This is a genomic window from Rathayibacter sp. AY1B5, assembly GCF_002932795.1.
In the GTDB taxonomy this organism is placed as follows: Bacteria; Actinomycetota; Actinomycetes; order Actinomycetales; family Microbacteriaceae; genus Rathayibacter.
Map to the genome: position 1 here is coordinate 12,884 of NZ_PSWM01000034.1, position 16,296 is coordinate 29,179.

Below are 16,296 nucleotides of genomic sequence, written 5' to 3' on the forward strand. Positions count from 1 at the left end.
GACGTGTCCACGAAGCCGACGCGGTTCTAGGGTGAGCCCATGAGCATCCCGACGCCTCGCGAGCTGCTGGCCGTTCACGTCGCCGCCGACACCTCCGGGATCACCGCGACCTTCACTCTGGGCGACCCGATCGGGCCGGGACAGCCGGCAGAGTGGTTCACCTACGGAATCGAGCTCACCGGCGCCGATGGCGCCCTGGTGAAGCACTTCGGCGTCCGCCTCTCAGAGCAGGAGACGAAGGCGTTCGTCTTCGAGTTCGAGAGCGCCACCCAGGCCAACTACGACGCCACCCACGTCACCGACCGCGGCGCCTCCCTCGTCGCCCGGTTCCCGGACTCCTCACTCGGCGTCGACGCGATCGGGACCGTCACCGGATTCGCCACCATCGAGGGCGAGGACGTCGCCGCCGGCGTCCCCGTCCAGCTGCTCACCTAGGCGCCCGCGATGCCGCTGCAATTCGCGCTCTGCTCCGGTTGCCAGGAGGACCACGCGCTCCGCCCTGACGGGCGAATGTCGATCCACGACAACGCCTCAGGTCAACGCTGTCCGGGGCCGGCGGGTGAGCCGCGACCGTGCGCGCAGCGGTCCCGACCGGAGCGCGCGCAGACGCGGCCAGAGAAGGACATGGACCCCGAGCTCGCGGCCGCGTTCGAGTATGTGAACACTCACCGCAAGAAGGACCCAGATCCCGACCGCGCTGCGCGCGGCCTCGACCGACGCATCTACGCGACCGGGCGACCTCAGATCACTTCCGGTGGGCTCCCGGGTACCGGTAAGTAGCTGTACCACCGGTCAGCGTCCCCCGTGCGGTCACCGTCGTTCAGGGGTGCGTCGTATCGGACACGCGTGGCAGATCCTTGAAGGTGGCCCGCAGTAGGAGTAACGCCAAACCCACGACCACCGCCTTCACCACCTGCTGCCAAAAATCGGGTACTAAGGGGATCACCACGAAGCTGAGAGGCACGATCACAACGACAAGGCCGCCGTAGTCAGCGAAGAACCTCTTCCAACTGACCCAACGGCGCCCAGCCATGAGGGCGACTGTTCCGCTGGCAACGGCAAGCGCATCCCAATTCTCGAACTCGCCTAGAGTCCACTCTGTTTTGCCGAGCCAGTCAGCGACGAGGTCGAAGCCGAGTTGGATCCAACTCCAGAACACTCCGGCAACCACGAGGGCAGTAGTAAGCCCCCAGCCAAACGCGGCAGCCTTCAACCGCACCCTTCGTTCCTTCGGGCCCATCGTCGTTGCCATTCCGCCACGCTAGCGCCGTTCCGTATGGGGATCGTCGTCCGGACGGTGAAACTACCCACTGACATCCGGCGTCCGGTGGCGGTCCCCTGCTGAACGGTGCGGGGAGGCAGCCCGTTGCACTTACTGGTCGAGCCGTCGAGCGAAGTGATGGGCGGTGATGTCCATCCGTTCGCGTAGGTAGAAGCGATGCGCCTCGAAGCGTTGCACGCCGGAGTCGAGCTCGATCGCGCTGCACCCCAGTTCCCGGCCTCGCTCCGCTAGGGCGGCTAGGAGTGCCGCGCCGTGACCGTGGGATCGCTCGGCGGCGGCGGTGGAGAGGTCATCGACGTAGAGCTTCCTGATGGCGCTCGTGTTGACGACTACTCGCCAGCCGGCGACAGCCACGCAGCGATCGTCTTGCAGTAGGGCGGTGAAGCGGAGACCTTGGGGCGCGCCTTCTCGCAGTACCAGCTCGAGCAGTTCGTCAGTGAGATGGGGGCGCAGCTCGCGGAGGACGAGAAGAGCGGCCGCCCACCGCGCGTCGCCGGGCTCTAGATCAATGATCACGGCGAGGAGACTAGCGCTCGCATCGTCCCGTACGGGAACGGGTTAGAGGGCGTCCCGTATGGGGATCGTTCACCGGTACACGCATGAGCGACACCGACCGCCGCGAAATGTAGAGATGATCGCTCTGTGGCGGTGTTCTGCGATCGCATTATGGCGGCAGAGAGCGCTCGTTTGGAGCACACCTCAACTTGGCGTCAGGCGGGCTCGCTTAGCGAGTTGTCTCGTCCATCGAGTCGGGAGCCTGCTCGGGAGAGATCTCTGCGTCTTCGTGGCGGGCATTGCGCAGGGGGGAGAGTGCGACGATGAGCGCGGCTGCGGTGAAGGCGATCGCCGCCGCTCCGATCGTCAGGTTGTAGCCCCAAGCCGTTACGAGGACGCCGGTCAACAGCGCACCGAAGAGAAACACGACGCGATTCGCTGTGCGGATGGTGGAGTTCATGCGGCCCTGGATCTCGTCGGGCGCGATCGCTTGCCGGTATCCCGTGTCGTTGGCATCCTCAATACCCATCGACAGCCCGTAGACGAACTGCACGGCGCAGACGACGGGAAGCAGGAGACCGAGGCCGCTGTCCACGTCGAGGGGAAGAACGGCGAGTGCCAGCCAGGGCAGGATGACGAGCGCGCGGCCCAGCAGGATCGCACGACCCGCTCCGACCCGCGCCCCGACAGCAGGTGCGACGAGAGCTCCGAGGAGGCCACCGACGCCGCCGAACGCGAGCGAGACGCCGAACGCCCAAGCGGGCAGGGACAGCTCTCGGAGAACGAACACCGCGAACACCGTCGTCACGATGCTGTTGCCGAGGAACCAGGCGTGGACGGAGAGCGCGAGCGGCCGGAGGGTGCGGTGCCGGTAGGTGAATCGCATTCCCTCGAGGATGTCGTGACCGATGTGACGGCCTGGTGCGCGGCGATCGGGCCGGCGCTCCTCCACCTTGATGCGTGATTGCAGCACCGCCGACACCGCGTTGATGGCAGCGTCGAAGGCGAGCAGGAGTGGTGAGCCGATCAGGTTGAGCAGTGCTCCGCCGAGCGCGGGTCCTGCCGTTCCCGCCAGGGTCTCGCTCTGGCCCAGTCGCGCGTTGGCCATCACCAAGGACGACCGGGGAACGATCTGCGGGAGGAACGGCTGCGCGGCCGAGTCCGCGAACAAGGTCAGGACACCGAGCAGCAGGACTGCCGCGGCGAGTGACCAGAAGGTGAGCGCATCGAGAAGGAGAAGGACGGGGATCATTCCCAGAATCAGCGCACGCCCGATGCTGGTGACGACCAACGTCCGCTGGCGCCGCCACCGATCCATGAGCGCGCCCACGATCAGACCGAACAGCAGGTACGGCACTACGCCGAGCGCCGCGAGAATGCTGATCTCCGCAGGCGTTGCGTTCAGTACCGAGACGATCAGCACCTGGAACGCGACACCCGCGATCGCACTGCCGAAAGAGCGGATGGTCGTTGCGCTCCAGAACAGCGCGAAGGGCGGAAGGCCGAGCACTTCGCGCGGACCGTTCATCGGAACCCTCCGGGCAGCCGATCCATCTCTACGGTCCGCCGCGCATCAATCATTGGTGCCCCTCACGATTCAGTCCACTCTCCCAGAACAGCGGCCTGAGAGGATGTGGTGTCCGGTAGGGGATCGACTGGCGGGCTATTCCTCGATCGGTTCAGCGCCCTCGAGCGGAGTCAGCGTCGCCCAGAATCCGTTCCCGGAACTGAGGTACAGGCGGAGGGGCTGGTCGGTGTCCATCGGGTCTCCGTCCGGGTAGAGGTCGGTGCCGCTGCACGCATCAGGCATCGACACGACGCGGATTGTCTCTCCTGCAATGAACGGTCCCTTCTCTGTCTCATCCACGGTGACCATGTATGCGGATGCTGCGACGCTGAAGACGCTCTGAGTTCCCGAGGCGCGAGGGGAGGCGGTCGTGATGACCGCTTCGGCGACCTCGTAGCGAGCTTCCGCGGATCCAAAATACGCCCAGCCCGGGCATCCCGACGTCTGCACCGCCGGCGCGCAGCTGGCGGCGGTGAGCAGCGCCGCTCCGGTTGTGAGCGCGGCAGCAACTCGAATGCGGTGACGCGAACCCGAGGTCATGCCGGTGACGCTACCCGCTCAGCTCCGTCCCATATGGGGATGGTTGGCCGGGCGCCTAGACGTCTGCGGGCAGCGGTATCGTCCCGCGAAGCCTGTGGCGGTGAAGCTCGCACCGTCGATCATTACTCCGACGTTCGGGCCGGAGGACATCCGCGCGGGATGTTCCTACTGCGCTCGGAACTGGCGCTGGTCGCTGCAGTAGCAGTGATGGCCGCGAGCGGCTGTCCTGCGGAACGCTGCCGCCCGCGCCCGCGCGCGGCGCATCCCGCGCGCCGGGCTGGTGCGGGGAACGGCCCTCCCGCAGACGCCAACTTGCAGCTCGCTGCCACGAACACTGTCCCACTGATGATCTTCGAAGGGCATGCGTGTCCCGCTGCCAAGCCCGGGTGTCGGCAACACCCAGGGTTGTATTGCCGAGCTATGCGGAGTAGGCCTAGACGTGCACGACGACCGCTCACAAGGGGTGAGCGCGGGGACTTGGATGAAGGTCGTAATAGTCATGCACACCTCACGAAATCGGTCCGCTGGCAAAATCGCCACGGTGTTCGTTGCGCTCGTCCTGGGTACGGTTGTCGCACCTGCCGCTCAGGCTGACGTACCAGGACTGAACACTCATTCCTGCGACGGACAGACGTACGACCACTCGCTCGGCAGCTACAGCAACGACCAGGGGGACTTGCCGCTGCGTTGCGGAAATTCCCGGTTCGGACTGAATCACATCATCGCTCGCGGCCACTTTGACGCGGACACCAACTTCGATATTCAGCAGACACTCAGCTACGGCCTCTACGCACCCGGGAGCTCAGGCTCTAAGACGCTCTACGACGCGAACTGCACACCCGTCTACTTCGTTCTCTTCGGATATAACGCCTACAACGGCTCCGATCCCCTCGCTAACCCCATCGGCATCGTCAACGCCTACAAAATCGACAGCACCATAAACACCCGATCTACCAGCAGCACCACCGCCGCACCCATCATCCAACCGCCCTACGGGACCGGATGCCCCGTCTACACCCCGATCGAGAACGATTGACCGACACCCGCGACCTCGCCGACGTCGTGGGGTGGATGCGCCGCCACTACTCCACCCCGTACGACGTCATCGCGGCTACCGCAACCCACAGCTCAAACGGATGGAGCGTTGACACAACCATTCGAGCTACACCCACCTCCACTGACGAGGTAGTGAATCTCGACCAGTGGGACCCTGCCGCAATCGATTCCCTGACCACCGGAGGCGACCTTGCAGTCGAAGCCTTCGCGCTAATCTTGCACGCCAACCTCATCGAATGGTGGGATACGGAACGACCGAAAACGTCGACGCGATACTGAACCACTAAACAATGTGACGAATCAAGCATAAGATCCGAGCAGACACCCCCTGCGAGGCGACGGACGGAAAGCAGCTGATTGCTCCGTTGAGCGGCTCTTCACCGGCACGCCGACAGCATCACGGGCCGCCGACCGACTCGACCCTTCCCTCGGCAGCTCCCAGAACCGCGCCACCCCGGGCACGCTGCTTCAACTTCGATCCCATCGCCAACACTCCGACTCACGGTGGTATTGCAACGACCGGCTGAACCCAAGTCCCCCTAACGGACACCTCCGGAGTAGATGAGGACAGCCGCTCCGGCGTCGAGGAGCCTCTCCGGCCCCTGTTCGATGCGCGAGGATTTGGACATGCGTACCGATCGGGAATCGCTCTCCGCGTCGAGCGGGAGCCTCGCGCCCGCAGCGCGAGGCTCCTGTGACCCGGCCCGGCTCGAACGGGCTGCCACCCTCACCGTGCTGCGGGCAGGACACCCCCTTACTGGATTAGGGGTGCCTTGGGCGGGCGCATTCGACGGTAGTGCGGCGCGAGCCTCGGAGGGCTAGTGCGTCGATGCGTCCGGCGTCCGATGAGGGGTCGTCGTCCGGCCGCCGAAGATCACGTCTCGACGTGCCGAGAACTCGCGGCTCTCATTGTCCCGTTAGACCCGCCCGATGAAATGCCCGATGACGGGGTGTCAAATGACACACTGTTCGGATGGCAGCTCTCGTGGGATACGCCCGCGTCTCGACGGACAAGCAGGACGCGACCGCACAGCGCGATGCGCTCGAGGCGGTCGGCGTTCCGTCGGACCGGATCTATGTCGATTCCGGCCTCACGGGTCGCAATCGTGATCGTCCTGCGCTGCGCGAAGCGCTGGCAGCGTGCGACACCGGATCGACGTTGCTCGTGACAAAACTCGACCGGCTCGCGCGCTCGATCACCGACGCGCGCGACATCGTCGACGAGCTGACGCGCCGAGGGGTGAAGCTCAACATCGGGGGATCGGTCCATGATCCGGAGGACCCGATTGGCCGGCTGCTGTTCAACGTCCTTGCGATGGTCGCCGAGTTCGAGGGCGACCTCATTCGCTCTCGCACGAAGGAGGGCATGAAGATCGCGAAGGCGAAGGGTCGGCTGCGCGGGCGGGCGCCGAAGCTCTCGCCGAAGATCGAAGCGCATCTGGTCGCTGAGCATCACGCCGGCAACTACACCGTCGCGGAGCTTGCGACCGAGTTCAAGGTCGCTCGATCGACCGTGTATCGGGCGGTGCAGCGTGCGCAGTTGAAGGACGCGCGGACCGTGGAGGTCGCGCTGGCTCTCCCACCGGCGGACGAGTCTCTGTGAGCTCGGACGCTTGCCGGATGGCGGGCGAGAGAGCTCTGGCGCGCCTGGAGCAGCTGTACGCCGAGATGCCCGCGCTGTCGTGCCTCGGGCTCTGTGAGCAGTCTTGCCACCAGCACATCGATGCCTCTGGAGCCGAGCGGCGCCGACTGCTTGAACATGGCGTCGACCTCGACGCACCGACCGCTGATGGCGCCTGCCCAGCGCTGATTCGAACCTTCGGCAGAGGGCGCTGCAGCGTGCATGCGATTCGGCCCACAATCTGCAGATTGTGGGGGTCGTCCGCGGCGATGCCCTGCCCTCACGGGTGCGTACCCGAGGGTGGGCGGGTCAGCGATGCCTAGGCGATGCGGTGGATGCTCACCAGTTACGATATCGGCGGCCACGGCGATACCTCACCCGAGGTGCGCCGGCTGCTCGAGCAGTGCCTCAACGACGAGTACGCCTCCGCGCTACTCAGCCGATTCCTACGCGGCGACCGGAGCATCTCGGCACAACTCCGCGAGCGGATCCTCCAACTCTGGCGCTGAGCACGATCAGCTGTAGACGTCAGTCGAGCGGTGCGAAGGTGTTGCGTCGTGTCTGAACCTCGGCGCAGATGCGTTGCGCAGCGGACGAACCGGCCCTATTGCAACGCGAGCCGCGCCATCGCGGACGTGTTGCGTTGGGGTGTAACTCAGCTAGACGACGCGTGCATCATCTGCTTGATGAGGTAGGAGGACTTTCCTTGCGTCGAGCGAGAAGAACGGTCGCCCCGATCGCGAAGGCGGCAACCATCACGCCTCCAGCTGTCACTGCGACCGGCGCCAGGGCTGGCCGAAAGCCGACGAACAACCATACCTCGTTGAACTCCGACTAAAGTATAGTGCAGCGGCTTTTTTGACTACTTCTCAATGAGGTTATCGAGCCACGAGAAGGCACGGATGGCGAGCACACGGAAGGCGGATGCGATGCCGTATCGCGTTTCACATTTGCGTAGATGGTTCTTCCGGTTGTGCCGGGCCCTTAGTAAAGCTCTCCGATCCTTTGCTAGAATAGTTTGCTCTTTTCGAAATTCAGATTTCCCTATCATTACTCTCACCGGTCTTCTTGTTAGCTGTGCGGTAGCAGTAAACCTTATCCCGAGTTCTAACAGGCCCGTTCCGCAGCTATCAATTTTTGACACCATAAATGTCACCATTTCCGGCAGCACGAATAGTATTTTGACGTCATACTCATGGGGTGCCGACTTGAACCATCTTGGAGCCAACCAAAAGCGAGTCAGTAACGCAATGATCTACGTGCACGCCGCTCCAGGAAAGTGGTTGCAAGTGAAAATAGAAGTCACCACCGAGAAGGGTGGATTACTTCAATCTTGTTATGAGGAATTACCGGGCAAACCAGACTACGAAATTATTGACGAACGCCGAACAGAAAATGGCTGGACCGAAACTGCTTCATGGGTTGTCGAAGATTATCAAACCTTCCGGTGTGATCTTGACGTATCACTCCTATCGAACACGGACGGCGCTACGACCGCATTCACTTCACCAAACGTTTGGGTTAATTATCGTTTAGCTGGCCCTTACCCCACAGAGACGTGCTTCAGTTCAACATCCGATAATGGGTACCGCAAATTGGACTTTCCTGAAGCGACAGAGTTCGCAGGTCAAGAGTGTGAAACACGCAACCCCTCACCGTCCGGCCATTCCTCGGACTTTGTTCCGTACGTGATTGAGTACGAAGATTCAATGCCGGAGCGCGCAAATCAGAACACTCGCACGCTGATGTTCGGTGTGCTGCTCGGTCTTGCGGGAGGTTTTGCGGCCAGTCTTGTTGCTTGGGGAGATTCGCGCCGTCGCGACCGTCGCGAGGAGACACAAAAACAATAAGAGAGGTCAAAGCCCGGCAAGCGCCTATTGCGCGGCTGATCTCGGAGGACCAGCCCGCGCTTTAGTCGCTAGCCAGTTCGCCAATTAGGGTGCGACCTGTGAGGTGGGATGTACTTCACTTAGACGTGAGTATCCACAAACCGATGTACGTGATGTGAAGGGGTGGTTTGGGCGAGAGCCTGTCCAAATGAGCAGCGGCTGGTGCGCGTGCAGTGGTGGCTGCGAGGTTTGATCATGTGTGGCGTAGAGGTGCCGGTGCTGCCATGGCCGCGCCTCCCTCTTCGGGCGGCCGGTTGGAGGGCCGGCTATGACTAGCTGAACCTCAGCAAGCTGACATAATCTCGCTTATGAGAAGCGGCAGTGGGAAGCGCCCGGGGGAGCGCGCAAGCCCTATACCGCCTTCGACGGGCTTGCGTACCGTCGCTGACGACCCGCACCACTCCTCGAGGCACCGGACCGGTGCAGAACAGGTGACAGCACATGACTCGCGAGCAGAACATCGCCTCCCAGCAGGCCTTCGGTGAGGCGGTCAACGCCGGCGACTTCGCCGCGTTCGACGCACTCGTCGCGCCCGACTCGGTCGATCACGACCCGGCGCCCGGCCAGGCACCCGGTCCAGAGGGATACGCCGCGTTCTTCGGTGAACTGCGGACCGCGTTCCCCGACATGGCACTCGAGGTCGAGAAGCTCGTCGCGGACGACGACAGCGTCGCGTTCGCCTACACGCTGACCGGCACGCAGACCGGTGTGTTCCAGGGCCACGCGCCGACGGGCAAGTCCGTGAAGATCCGCGGCATGCAGATCAGCACCTTCGTCGACGGCAAACTCGCCGAGCGCTGGGGAAGCAGCGACGAGCTCGGCATCCTCACGCAGCTCGACCTCGCACCCGGCGCCTAGCCGGCGGGACTCCGACGGGTTCCGAAGCTCGTGTGCAACCACACCTCGGAGCCCGTCGAGCGGAGTGTGTGCGAACAAACTGACATAACGCGGATTATGGGAGACGCGTGCAAAGCCAGGGGAGGGTCTGACGGAGCATCCCGGGTGGGTTGAGATGACCCATCATGAATTGGACTCGCGGTGCCCACCATCCAGAACATCGCCAGGGCGTCGTGGTGCGTGAAGTCGGTGGTCACCTCAGTGCTCCCGGCTCGAAGGGCAGTGACGTCGCCGACGCCGATCCTCAACCACATGAAGTCCCAGCCCCCACGCAGCCTGTCGGTACCGGCGTCTCTCTTCCCCTGCCGCCCTCTCCGCGCGCACACTGTGACGAGGCGCTCGAAGAGTCGCGACGAGAGCGTCCTGAGGGCCACGAGCCGCACGTCGCGCCGGATGATCGAAGGAGTGCCGCGTGGACAATCGAGGCCCGCAGTGACGAGAAATGCGCTCATCCTCGGCGGCGCCGCTGTTCTCCTCGCGTTCGGAGTCGCGGGCTGCACCCCGTCGAGCTCACACAGCTCCGCTCCGGACGCTTCCACCCCGGTCCGCGGCTCGAGTGCGGTCACGACGACACCACCGACCGGCGAGAGCTGCGAGCTCAGCGAGACCTCGACGCTGACGACTCAGGACGAAGTGACAGTGACCGTCGAGCTGACCGACGCCGGCGGCGGATCCTGCGAGCTGCAGGGCACTCCGCAGGTGACGTTCCTCGACGCCGAGGGCACCCAGGCGGCGATCGCTGTCCAGGCGAGTTCAGGCGAGCAGTTCCCGGGAACACCAGTCGAGGTCGACCCGGGCGGACACGCCTATCTCACCTTCCTCTTGGATACCACCGGCTCCTGCGTGCCCACGGGCGCCGCCACCATGCTCATCGCGGTATCCGGTGCTCCGAACACCACGCGAGTCGAACTCGGCTCGACGACGTTCTGCCCGACCGCGGACGACGTCCCGCCACTGTCGTACCCGGTGACGCCCCAGCCCACCACTCTGACCTGACGATCGGGTAGTCCTGAGCGGTGCGCACTCGCTCCCCTTCAGACCGCTCTCGACGAGATGACACACTCTCGATCATCGAATCGAGTGGTCTCGGATTCGACGCAAGGCTGACGCGCCATCACGTCGACGGTGTTCACCACGGGGGCCAGCGCCTCCGTCGGCATGACCCGAGGTGAGCACTGCAAGAAGACCATCGTGACCGCCGCCTCCGACGTTGGCGCGTGTGTCGTACTCCCCGAAGCGATCCTCCGCGGCCGAATCGCAACGATGTCCGGGCGGTCCCGCGAGACCATGGCCGAGGAGATCAGCGCAGCAGCGAAGCCCGCGACGTCGACCACCGCCCCATGGACCGACCGGCGTCCACGGAGACGGAGGCGTCCCTGCCCTCGATCGCCCTCGCCGCATCGAGCCGAGCGGCCGCGGCCTGCTCCTCCGATGCCGCGCGCAGCTTCAAGATGTCCTCCTCGAGCTCCGCGAGGAGCGCGCCCTCTCGATCGGTGGCGGCGACGCAGTCGGTCTCGAGCTTCTCCTCGCGCTCCCGGTACACGGCGGCGCGCTCCCGCGCCCTCTTCCGCGCGGCATCTCGCGGGAGGGGGATCGCGGAGTGACGGACCGCGGCAGGCCGGTCAGAGCAGGCCGGTCAGAGCAGGGCGGTCAGAGCAGCCCGTCCGTGAGGTGGTCCGGCGTGCCGAAGCGGTGGGCCGTGATCGACACGGCCTGCTCGCGGAGGAACGGCAGCAGCTCCAGCCGGCCCGCCTCGGTCGCCTCGCCGGCGTAGACCGCGAGGTCGGGGCGCCCGCCTGTCACGGCCGTCACCGTCGCGGCGGAGGCGCCCAGCAGGCGCACCCGTCCGGCGCCGTGAGCGCGCACCCGCGCCTCCCACGCCGCGTCGTCCTCGACCACGACGGCGCCGGCCGCCGCGTCGAGACCGGCGGCGAGCTGCGGAGGCAGCGCCACGGCACTCGAGACGACCACCCGCGCCTGCGCGGTCGCCGCCGCGACGGCCACCCGCACGAGCGACCCCAGCGGCTCCCCGGGGGCCAGGCGCACCAGCACGGCGGAGTCGTAGCGCACGTGGCGGAACACGTTGCGCTCCGCCTCCAGCCCCGTCACGTCGCGGGGTGCGCCGGCCGCCCACGCCGCCGCGCAGCTGCGCGCCGTGCGCTCGACGCCGGCGAGCTCCTCGGCGGAGAGCTCCGCGCGCGCCGCGGCGAGCAGTCGGGCGACCGGCCCGACGACCGGAGCCGTCGCCTCCGACGGCGCCGCGGTCCAGGAACCCAGGCCGAGCAGGTAGTCCGGCCCGCCCGCCTTGGTGCCCGGGCCGACCGCCGACTTCTTCCAGCCGCCGAACGGCTGGCGCTGCACGATCGCCCCGGTGATCCCGCGGTTCACGTAGAGGTTGCCCGCCTCGATCCCGTCGAGCCAGGCGCCGATCTCCGCCGGGTCGAGCGCGTGCAGGCCCGAGGTGAGCCCGTAGTCGACCTCGTTGACGATCGCGATCGCCTCGTCGAGGGTCGCCGCCGTCATGATCCCGAGGATCGGCCCGAAGTACTCGGTGCGGTGGAACTCGGAGCCGCGGCGCACGCCGTCGCGGACGCCGGGGCTCCACAGGCGTCCGGAGTCGTCGAGGCTCCGCGGCTGCAGCAGCCAGGTCTCGCCGGCACCGAGCTCGGTGAGACCGCGCAGCAGCTTGCCCTCGGCGGGTTCGATCACCGGCCCCATCCGCGTCGCGGGGTCGGTCGGGTAGCCGACCGTGAGGGAGGAGACCGCGTCGAGCAGCTGCGCGCGGAACCGCTTCGAGCGCGCGACGGGGCCGACCAGCACCACGAGCGAGGCGGCGGAGCACTTCTGGCCCGCGTGCCCGAAGGCGCTCGCGACCACGTCCTTCACCGCCAGGTCGAGGTCGGCCGAGGGGGTGACGATGATCGCGTTCTTGCCGCTCGTCTCGGCGAGCAGCGGGAGGTCGTCGCGGAAGGAGCGGAACAGCTCCGCCGTCTCGTAGGCGCCGGTGAGGATCACGCGGTCGACCTGCGGGGAGGCGATCAGGTCGCGCCCCAGCTCCTCCTCCGGCAGACGGAGCAGGCGCAGGGCCTCGCGGGGCACGCCCGCCGCCCACAGCGCCTCGGCCACCACAGCGCCGCAGCGCGCGGTCGGCCCGGCGGGCTTGAGCACCACGGCGGAGCCGGCCGCGAGCGCCGCGAGGACGCCGCCGGCCGGGATCGCGACCGGGAAGTTCCACGGCGGAGCGACCAGGGTCAGCGCGGCCGGGTGGAAGCGGGCGCCGTCGACCGCGTCGAGCTCGAGGGCGCGCTCGGCGTAGTAGTGGGCGAAGTCCACGGCCTCCGAGACCTCGGGGTCGCCCTGGTCGAGGGTCTTGCCGCCCTCGGCCGCCATGACCTCGAGCAGCTCGGCGCGGCGCGCCTCCAGCTCGTCGCCGGCGCGGTGCAGGATGCGGGCGCGCTCCTCGGCCGGGACGTCGCCCCAGCCGCTGCCGCGGGCTCCGGAGAGCACCGACTCCAGCTCGTCGAGGGTGCCGATCGTGGCGGCCTCGATCGCGTCGGCTCCGGCCCGGGAAGCGGGGACGCGCGCGAGGATCGCCTGCGCCCACTCGCGGTTCGCGGCGACGGACGGGTCGGTGTCGGGGGTGCTGCGGAAGTCGCCCGGTCCCGGGCGGCCGCTCACGGCGAACCGGTCGGGCACGCGGTGCGCCGGGGGGACGGCCCCGTCGAGGGCGGCGACGGAGGCGCGGAACCGCTCCTCCTCCCGCGCGAAGAGCGCCGGGTCGGCCTCGAGCTCGAAGACGGCCGACATGAAGTTCTGGCTCGACGCGCCCTCCTCCAGCCGGCGGATCAGGTAGGCGATCGCCACGTCGAACTCGGCCGGCGCGACGACCGGCGTGTAGAGGAGGAGCGAGCCGACCGTGCGGCGGACCGCCTCCGCCTGGCCCTGGGCCATGCCGAGGAGCATCTCGTACTCGATGCCCTCGCGGACGCCGCGGGTGCCCGCGAGCAGCCACGAGTACGCGACGTCGAAGAGGTTGTGCCCGGCCACGCCGACCCGCACGTTGCGGATCCGCTCCGGGTGCAGCGCGTAGTCGACGACCCGCTTGTAGTTCGTGTCGGAGTCCTGCTTGCTGCTCCAGGTCGCCAGCGGCCAGCCGTGGACCGAGGCCTCGACCTGCTCCATCGGCAGGTTCGCGCCCTTGACCAGGCGCACCTTGATGCCGGCGCCGCCGCGGGCCCGGCGGGCGGCGCTCCACTCCTGCAGGCGGATCATCGCCGAGAGCGCGTCGGGCAGGTAGGCCTGCAGCACGATGCCGGCCTCGAGGCCGAGGAACTCCGGCCGGTCGAGGATGCGGGTGAAGACCGCGATCGTGAGGTCGAGGTCCTTGTACTCCTCCATGTCGAGGTTGATGAACTTCTGCGGGGAGGACGCGGCGGCCCGGGCGAACAGCGGCGCCAGCTCCTCGACGATGTCGTCGACCGCGGCGTCGAAGGCCCACGGGTTGTGCGGGGCGGTGCTCGAGGAGACCTTGATCGAGACGTAGTCGACGTCGTCGCGGGCGAGGAGCCGGTGCGTCCCCTCTAGGCGGCGGTGGGCCTCCTCACGGCCGAGGACGGCCTCGCCGAGCAGGTTCATGTTGAGCCGGACGCCGTCGCGGCGGATCGCGGCGATGGCCGGGCCCAGCCGCGAGTCGGTCGCGTCGATGATCAGGTGGCCGACCATCCGCCGCAGCACCCGGCGCGCGATCGGCACCACGACGTCCGGGAGGAGCGGCGCCATCACGCCGCCGAGGGCGACGGCGCCGCGCATCGGGGCCGGGAGGAACGACGGCACACCGCCGGCGATCGCCTTCAGCGCGGCGGCGGCGACGCGGGTGTCCTCGGGGCGGACGACGCCGTCGACGAAGCCGACCGTGAAGTCGAGGCCCGACGGGTCCTTCAGCACGCCGGCGAGCTGCGCCCCGGAGGCGTCGATCGGGATCGCGGACGCCTCGCGCAGCCAGCGCCGCACCAGTGCGACGCTCTCGTCGACCAGGCGGGGATCGATCGAATCGGCGGACGGGCCGTCGGCGGCGGGGCCGGTGGCGAGAGCGGGGCTGGCGAGATCCGTCATGGTGCGGTCCTTCTGCTCTGAGGGGCGATCTGCGCTGAGGGGCGGTGCCTTCAGTATTCGACCGACTACCGTTGAGCAGAAGCGACCGTTCCTTACCGGTACCGGTCAGCTCAGCTGACTGATCGGAGAGACGCCGTGCTCGATGTCCGCCGCCTGGTCCTGCTCCGCGAGGTGGCCATCCGCGGCACTCTCGCCGCCGCGGCCGAGGCGCTCGCCTACAGTCCCTCCGCCGTCTCGCAGCAGCTCGCGGTGCTCGAGCGCGAGGCCGGCGTCGAGCTGCTGCGGAAGGCGGGACGGCGCGTGCAGCTGACGCCCCAGGCCGAGATCCTGGTCGAGGCGGCCGGCGAAGTGATGGCCCTGCTGGAGCGGGCGGAGGCAGCGCTCGCGGCGTCGGGGGAGTCGGTGACCGGGCGGGTGCGCGTCGCGGTGTTCCAGTCGGCCGCGCTCGCGCTCATGCCGGGCGCGCTCCGGGCCGTCGCCGACCGCTTCCCGGAGGTGCGGGTCGAGATGGTGCAGCGCGAGCCGGAGGGCGCGCTGCACGAGACGTCGTGGGCGCGGGAGTTCGACCTCGTCGTCGCCGAGCAGTACCCCGGCCACTCGACCTCCTGGCTGCCCGGACTGGTGCGCAGCGACCTGACGACCGACGCGATCCGCCTCGCCGTGAGCCGCGACTCCGCCGTCGTCGACCTCGCCTCGGCCCGCGACTCCGCCTGGGTGATGGAGCCGCGCGGCACCGCGAGCCGCCACTTCGCCGAGCAGACCTGCCGGGTGGCGGGCTTCGAGCCGGACGTCCGCTTCGAGACCGCCGACCTGCAGGCGCAGATCCGCCTCGCCTCCTCCGGCCACGCCGTCGCCCTGATGCCCGACCTGGTCTGGGCGGGCGAGGCGCCGGACTGCCGTCTGCTCGAGCTGCCCGGCACGCCGCGCCGGACCATCTTCACGGCGCAGCGGGAGGCGCAGCTGGCGTCGCCGGCGGTGCGGGTGTTCCGGGAGTGCCTGGCGGAGGTGGCGGGGCGGTACGCCTGAGCCGTCCACCCCTGTCGGCGATCCGCGAGGAGCGCTGGACTGGATGCGGCCCGCACGGGGGACCGTCACGGCGGACCACGGAGGACGACCGGATGCGGTCCGCACGGCCCGCACAGGAAGAAGGAATCATGACCACCTGGCTCATCACCGGCTGCTCGACCGGGCTCGGCCGCGCTCTCGCGACCGCGGTCCTCGCCCACGGGCACCGGGCCGTCGTCACCGCGCGCGACGTCGACTCCGTCCGCGACATCGCGGAGCCGCACCCGGAGACGGCGCTGGCGCTCCCGCTCGACGTCACGGACGACGCGCAGGTGGTCGCCGCGGTGGCCGCCGCCGAGGAGCGCTTCGGCGGGGTCGACGTCCTCGTGAACAACGCCGGCTACGGCTACCGCGCCGCCCTCGAGGAAGGGGAGGAGGAGGCCGTCCGACGGCTGTTCGACACCCACTTCTTCGGCACCGTCCGCACAGTCACGGCCGTGCTGCCCGGGATGCGCGAGCGCCGCTCCGGCACGATCGTGAACCTGTCGTCGATCGGGGCGCGGATCTCTCCCGAGGGATCCGGCTACTACGCCGCGGTGAAGGCCGCGATCGAGGCGGCGACCGAGTCGCTGCGCAAGGAGGTCGCGCCGCTGGGGATCCGCGCGTTCTCGGTGGAGCCCGGCGGGTTCCGCACCGACTTCGCGGGCCGCTCGCTGACGCAGTCCGCGACTCCGATCGCCGACTACGCCGAGACCGCCGGCCGGCGCCGCAAGGAGAACGACACGGCGCACGGCACGCAGAAGGGCGATCCGGCGCGGGCCGCCGAGGCGCT

Annotated in this window: 16 protein-coding genes; 10 read left to right on the forward strand and 6 right to left on the reverse strand. The window is 67.8% G+C overall.

Annotation, left to right across the window (positions count from 1 at the left end):
- Positions 1–39: 39 nt before the first annotated feature.
- A complete protein-coding gene (locus tag C5D44_RS16340; protein WP_104282272.1) occupies positions 40–435 on the forward strand; it encodes a hypothetical protein in 396 nt (131 codons plus the stop codon).
- 385 nt (positions 436–820) lie between these two features.
- Here the strand turns inward: C5D44_RS16340 and C5D44_RS16345 are convergent, their stop codons facing one another.
- The 4 genes from C5D44_RS16345 to C5D44_RS16360 form a co-directional block, all read right to left on the reverse strand.
- The gene (locus C5D44_RS16345) at positions 821–1,252 is read right to left on the reverse strand and encodes a hypothetical protein (protein ID WP_146088080.1); all 432 of its coding nucleotides are present in this window, start codon (positions 1,250–1,252) and stop codon (positions 821–823) included.
- A 120-nt stretch (positions 1,253–1,372) separates the two neighbouring features.
- A complete protein-coding gene (locus C5D44_RS16350; protein WP_104234413.1) occupies positions 1,373–1,798 on the reverse strand; it encodes a GNAT family N-acetyltransferase in 426 nt (141 codons plus the stop codon).
- A gap of 208 nt (positions 1,799–2,006) precedes the next feature.
- Positions 2,007–3,305 (reverse strand): MFS transporter, encoded by a 1,299-nt coding sequence (locus C5D44_RS16355; RefSeq protein ID WP_104263149.1) that lies wholly within the window; start codon positions 3,303–3,305, stop codon positions 2,007–2,009.
- A gap of 135 nt (positions 3,306–3,440) precedes the next feature.
- On the reverse strand, positions 3,441–3,884 hold the full coding sequence (locus tag C5D44_RS16360; RefSeq protein WP_146087938.1) for a hypothetical protein: 444 nt from the start codon (positions 3,882–3,884) through the stop codon (positions 3,441–3,443).
- Positions 3,885–4,323: 439 nt separating this feature from the next.
- Here C5D44_RS16360 and C5D44_RS16365 point away from each other — a divergent pair, with 439 nt between their 5' ends.
- The 7 genes from C5D44_RS16365 (at position 4,324) to C5D44_RS16385 (ending at position 10,343) form a co-directional block, all read left to right on the forward strand.
- On the forward strand, positions 4,324–4,920 hold the full coding sequence (locus C5D44_RS16365) for a hypothetical protein (protein WP_146078540.1): 597 nt from the start codon (positions 4,324–4,326) through the stop codon (positions 4,918–4,920).
- Positions 4,917–5,219 carry a hypothetical protein gene (locus tag C5D44_RS17815; protein WP_146088081.1) on the forward strand — a complete coding sequence of 101 codons (303 nt, stop codon included), beginning with the start codon at positions 4,917–4,919 and terminating at the stop codon, positions 5,217–5,219. Before C5D44_RS16365 ends, C5D44_RS17815 begins: the two co-directional genes overlap by 4 nt.
- 694 nt (positions 5,220–5,913) lie before the next feature.
- Positions 5,914–6,543: a recombinase family protein gene (locus C5D44_RS16370; protein WP_104282274.1), complete on the forward strand. Its 630-nt coding sequence runs from the start codon at positions 5,914–5,916 to the stop codon at positions 6,541–6,543.
- Between the two features lie 353 nt (positions 6,544–6,896).
- The gene (locus C5D44_RS18205; RefSeq protein ID WP_181110252.1) at positions 6,897–7,070 is read left to right on the forward strand and encodes a hypothetical protein; all 174 of its coding nucleotides are present in this window, start codon (positions 6,897–6,899) and stop codon (positions 7,068–7,070) included.
- A 741-nt stretch (positions 7,071–7,811) separates the two neighbouring features.
- Positions 7,812–8,411 (forward strand): hypothetical protein, encoded by a 600-nt coding sequence (locus tag C5D44_RS17820; protein ID WP_146088082.1) that lies wholly within the window; start codon positions 7,812–7,814, stop codon positions 8,409–8,411.
- A 480-nt stretch (positions 8,412–8,891) separates the two neighbouring features.
- Entirely contained in the window at positions 8,892–9,308 is a 417-nt protein-coding gene (locus C5D44_RS16380; RefSeq protein ID WP_104282275.1) for an ester cyclase, read from the forward strand.
- Positions 9,309–9,779: 471 nt separating this feature from the next.
- Positions 9,780–10,343 carry a DUF4232 domain-containing protein gene (locus C5D44_RS16385; protein ID WP_181118544.1) on the forward strand — a complete coding sequence of 188 codons (564 nt, stop codon included), beginning with the start codon at positions 9,780–9,782 and terminating at the stop codon, positions 10,341–10,343.
- Between the two features lie 304 nt (positions 10,344–10,647).
- Here the strand turns inward: C5D44_RS16385 and C5D44_RS16395 are convergent, their stop codons facing one another.
- Both C5D44_RS16395 and C5D44_RS16400 read right to left on the reverse strand, forming a co-directional pair.
- Positions 10,648–10,890 (reverse strand): hypothetical protein, encoded by a 243-nt coding sequence (locus C5D44_RS16395; protein WP_104282277.1) that lies wholly within the window; start codon positions 10,888–10,890, stop codon positions 10,648–10,650.
- A gap of 107 nt (positions 10,891–10,997) precedes the next feature.
- On the reverse strand, positions 10,998–14,459 hold the full coding sequence (locus C5D44_RS16400) for a bifunctional proline dehydrogenase/L-glutamate gamma-semialdehyde dehydrogenase (protein WP_104282278.1): 3,462 nt from the start codon (positions 14,457–14,459) through the stop codon (positions 10,998–11,000).
- Positions 14,460–14,594: 135 nt separating this feature from the next.
- Here C5D44_RS16400 and C5D44_RS16405 point away from each other — a divergent pair, with 135 nt between their 5' ends.
- Both C5D44_RS16405 and C5D44_RS16410 read left to right on the forward strand, forming a co-directional pair.
- Entirely contained in the window at positions 14,595–15,485 is an 891-nt protein-coding gene (locus C5D44_RS16405; protein WP_104277754.1) for a LysR family transcriptional regulator, read from the forward strand.
- A gap of 128 nt (positions 15,486–15,613) precedes the next feature.
- Positions 15,614–16,296, forward strand: a 683-nt coding sequence (locus C5D44_RS16410; protein ID WP_104282279.1) for an oxidoreductase, incomplete at its 3' end; no start/stop codon positions are given.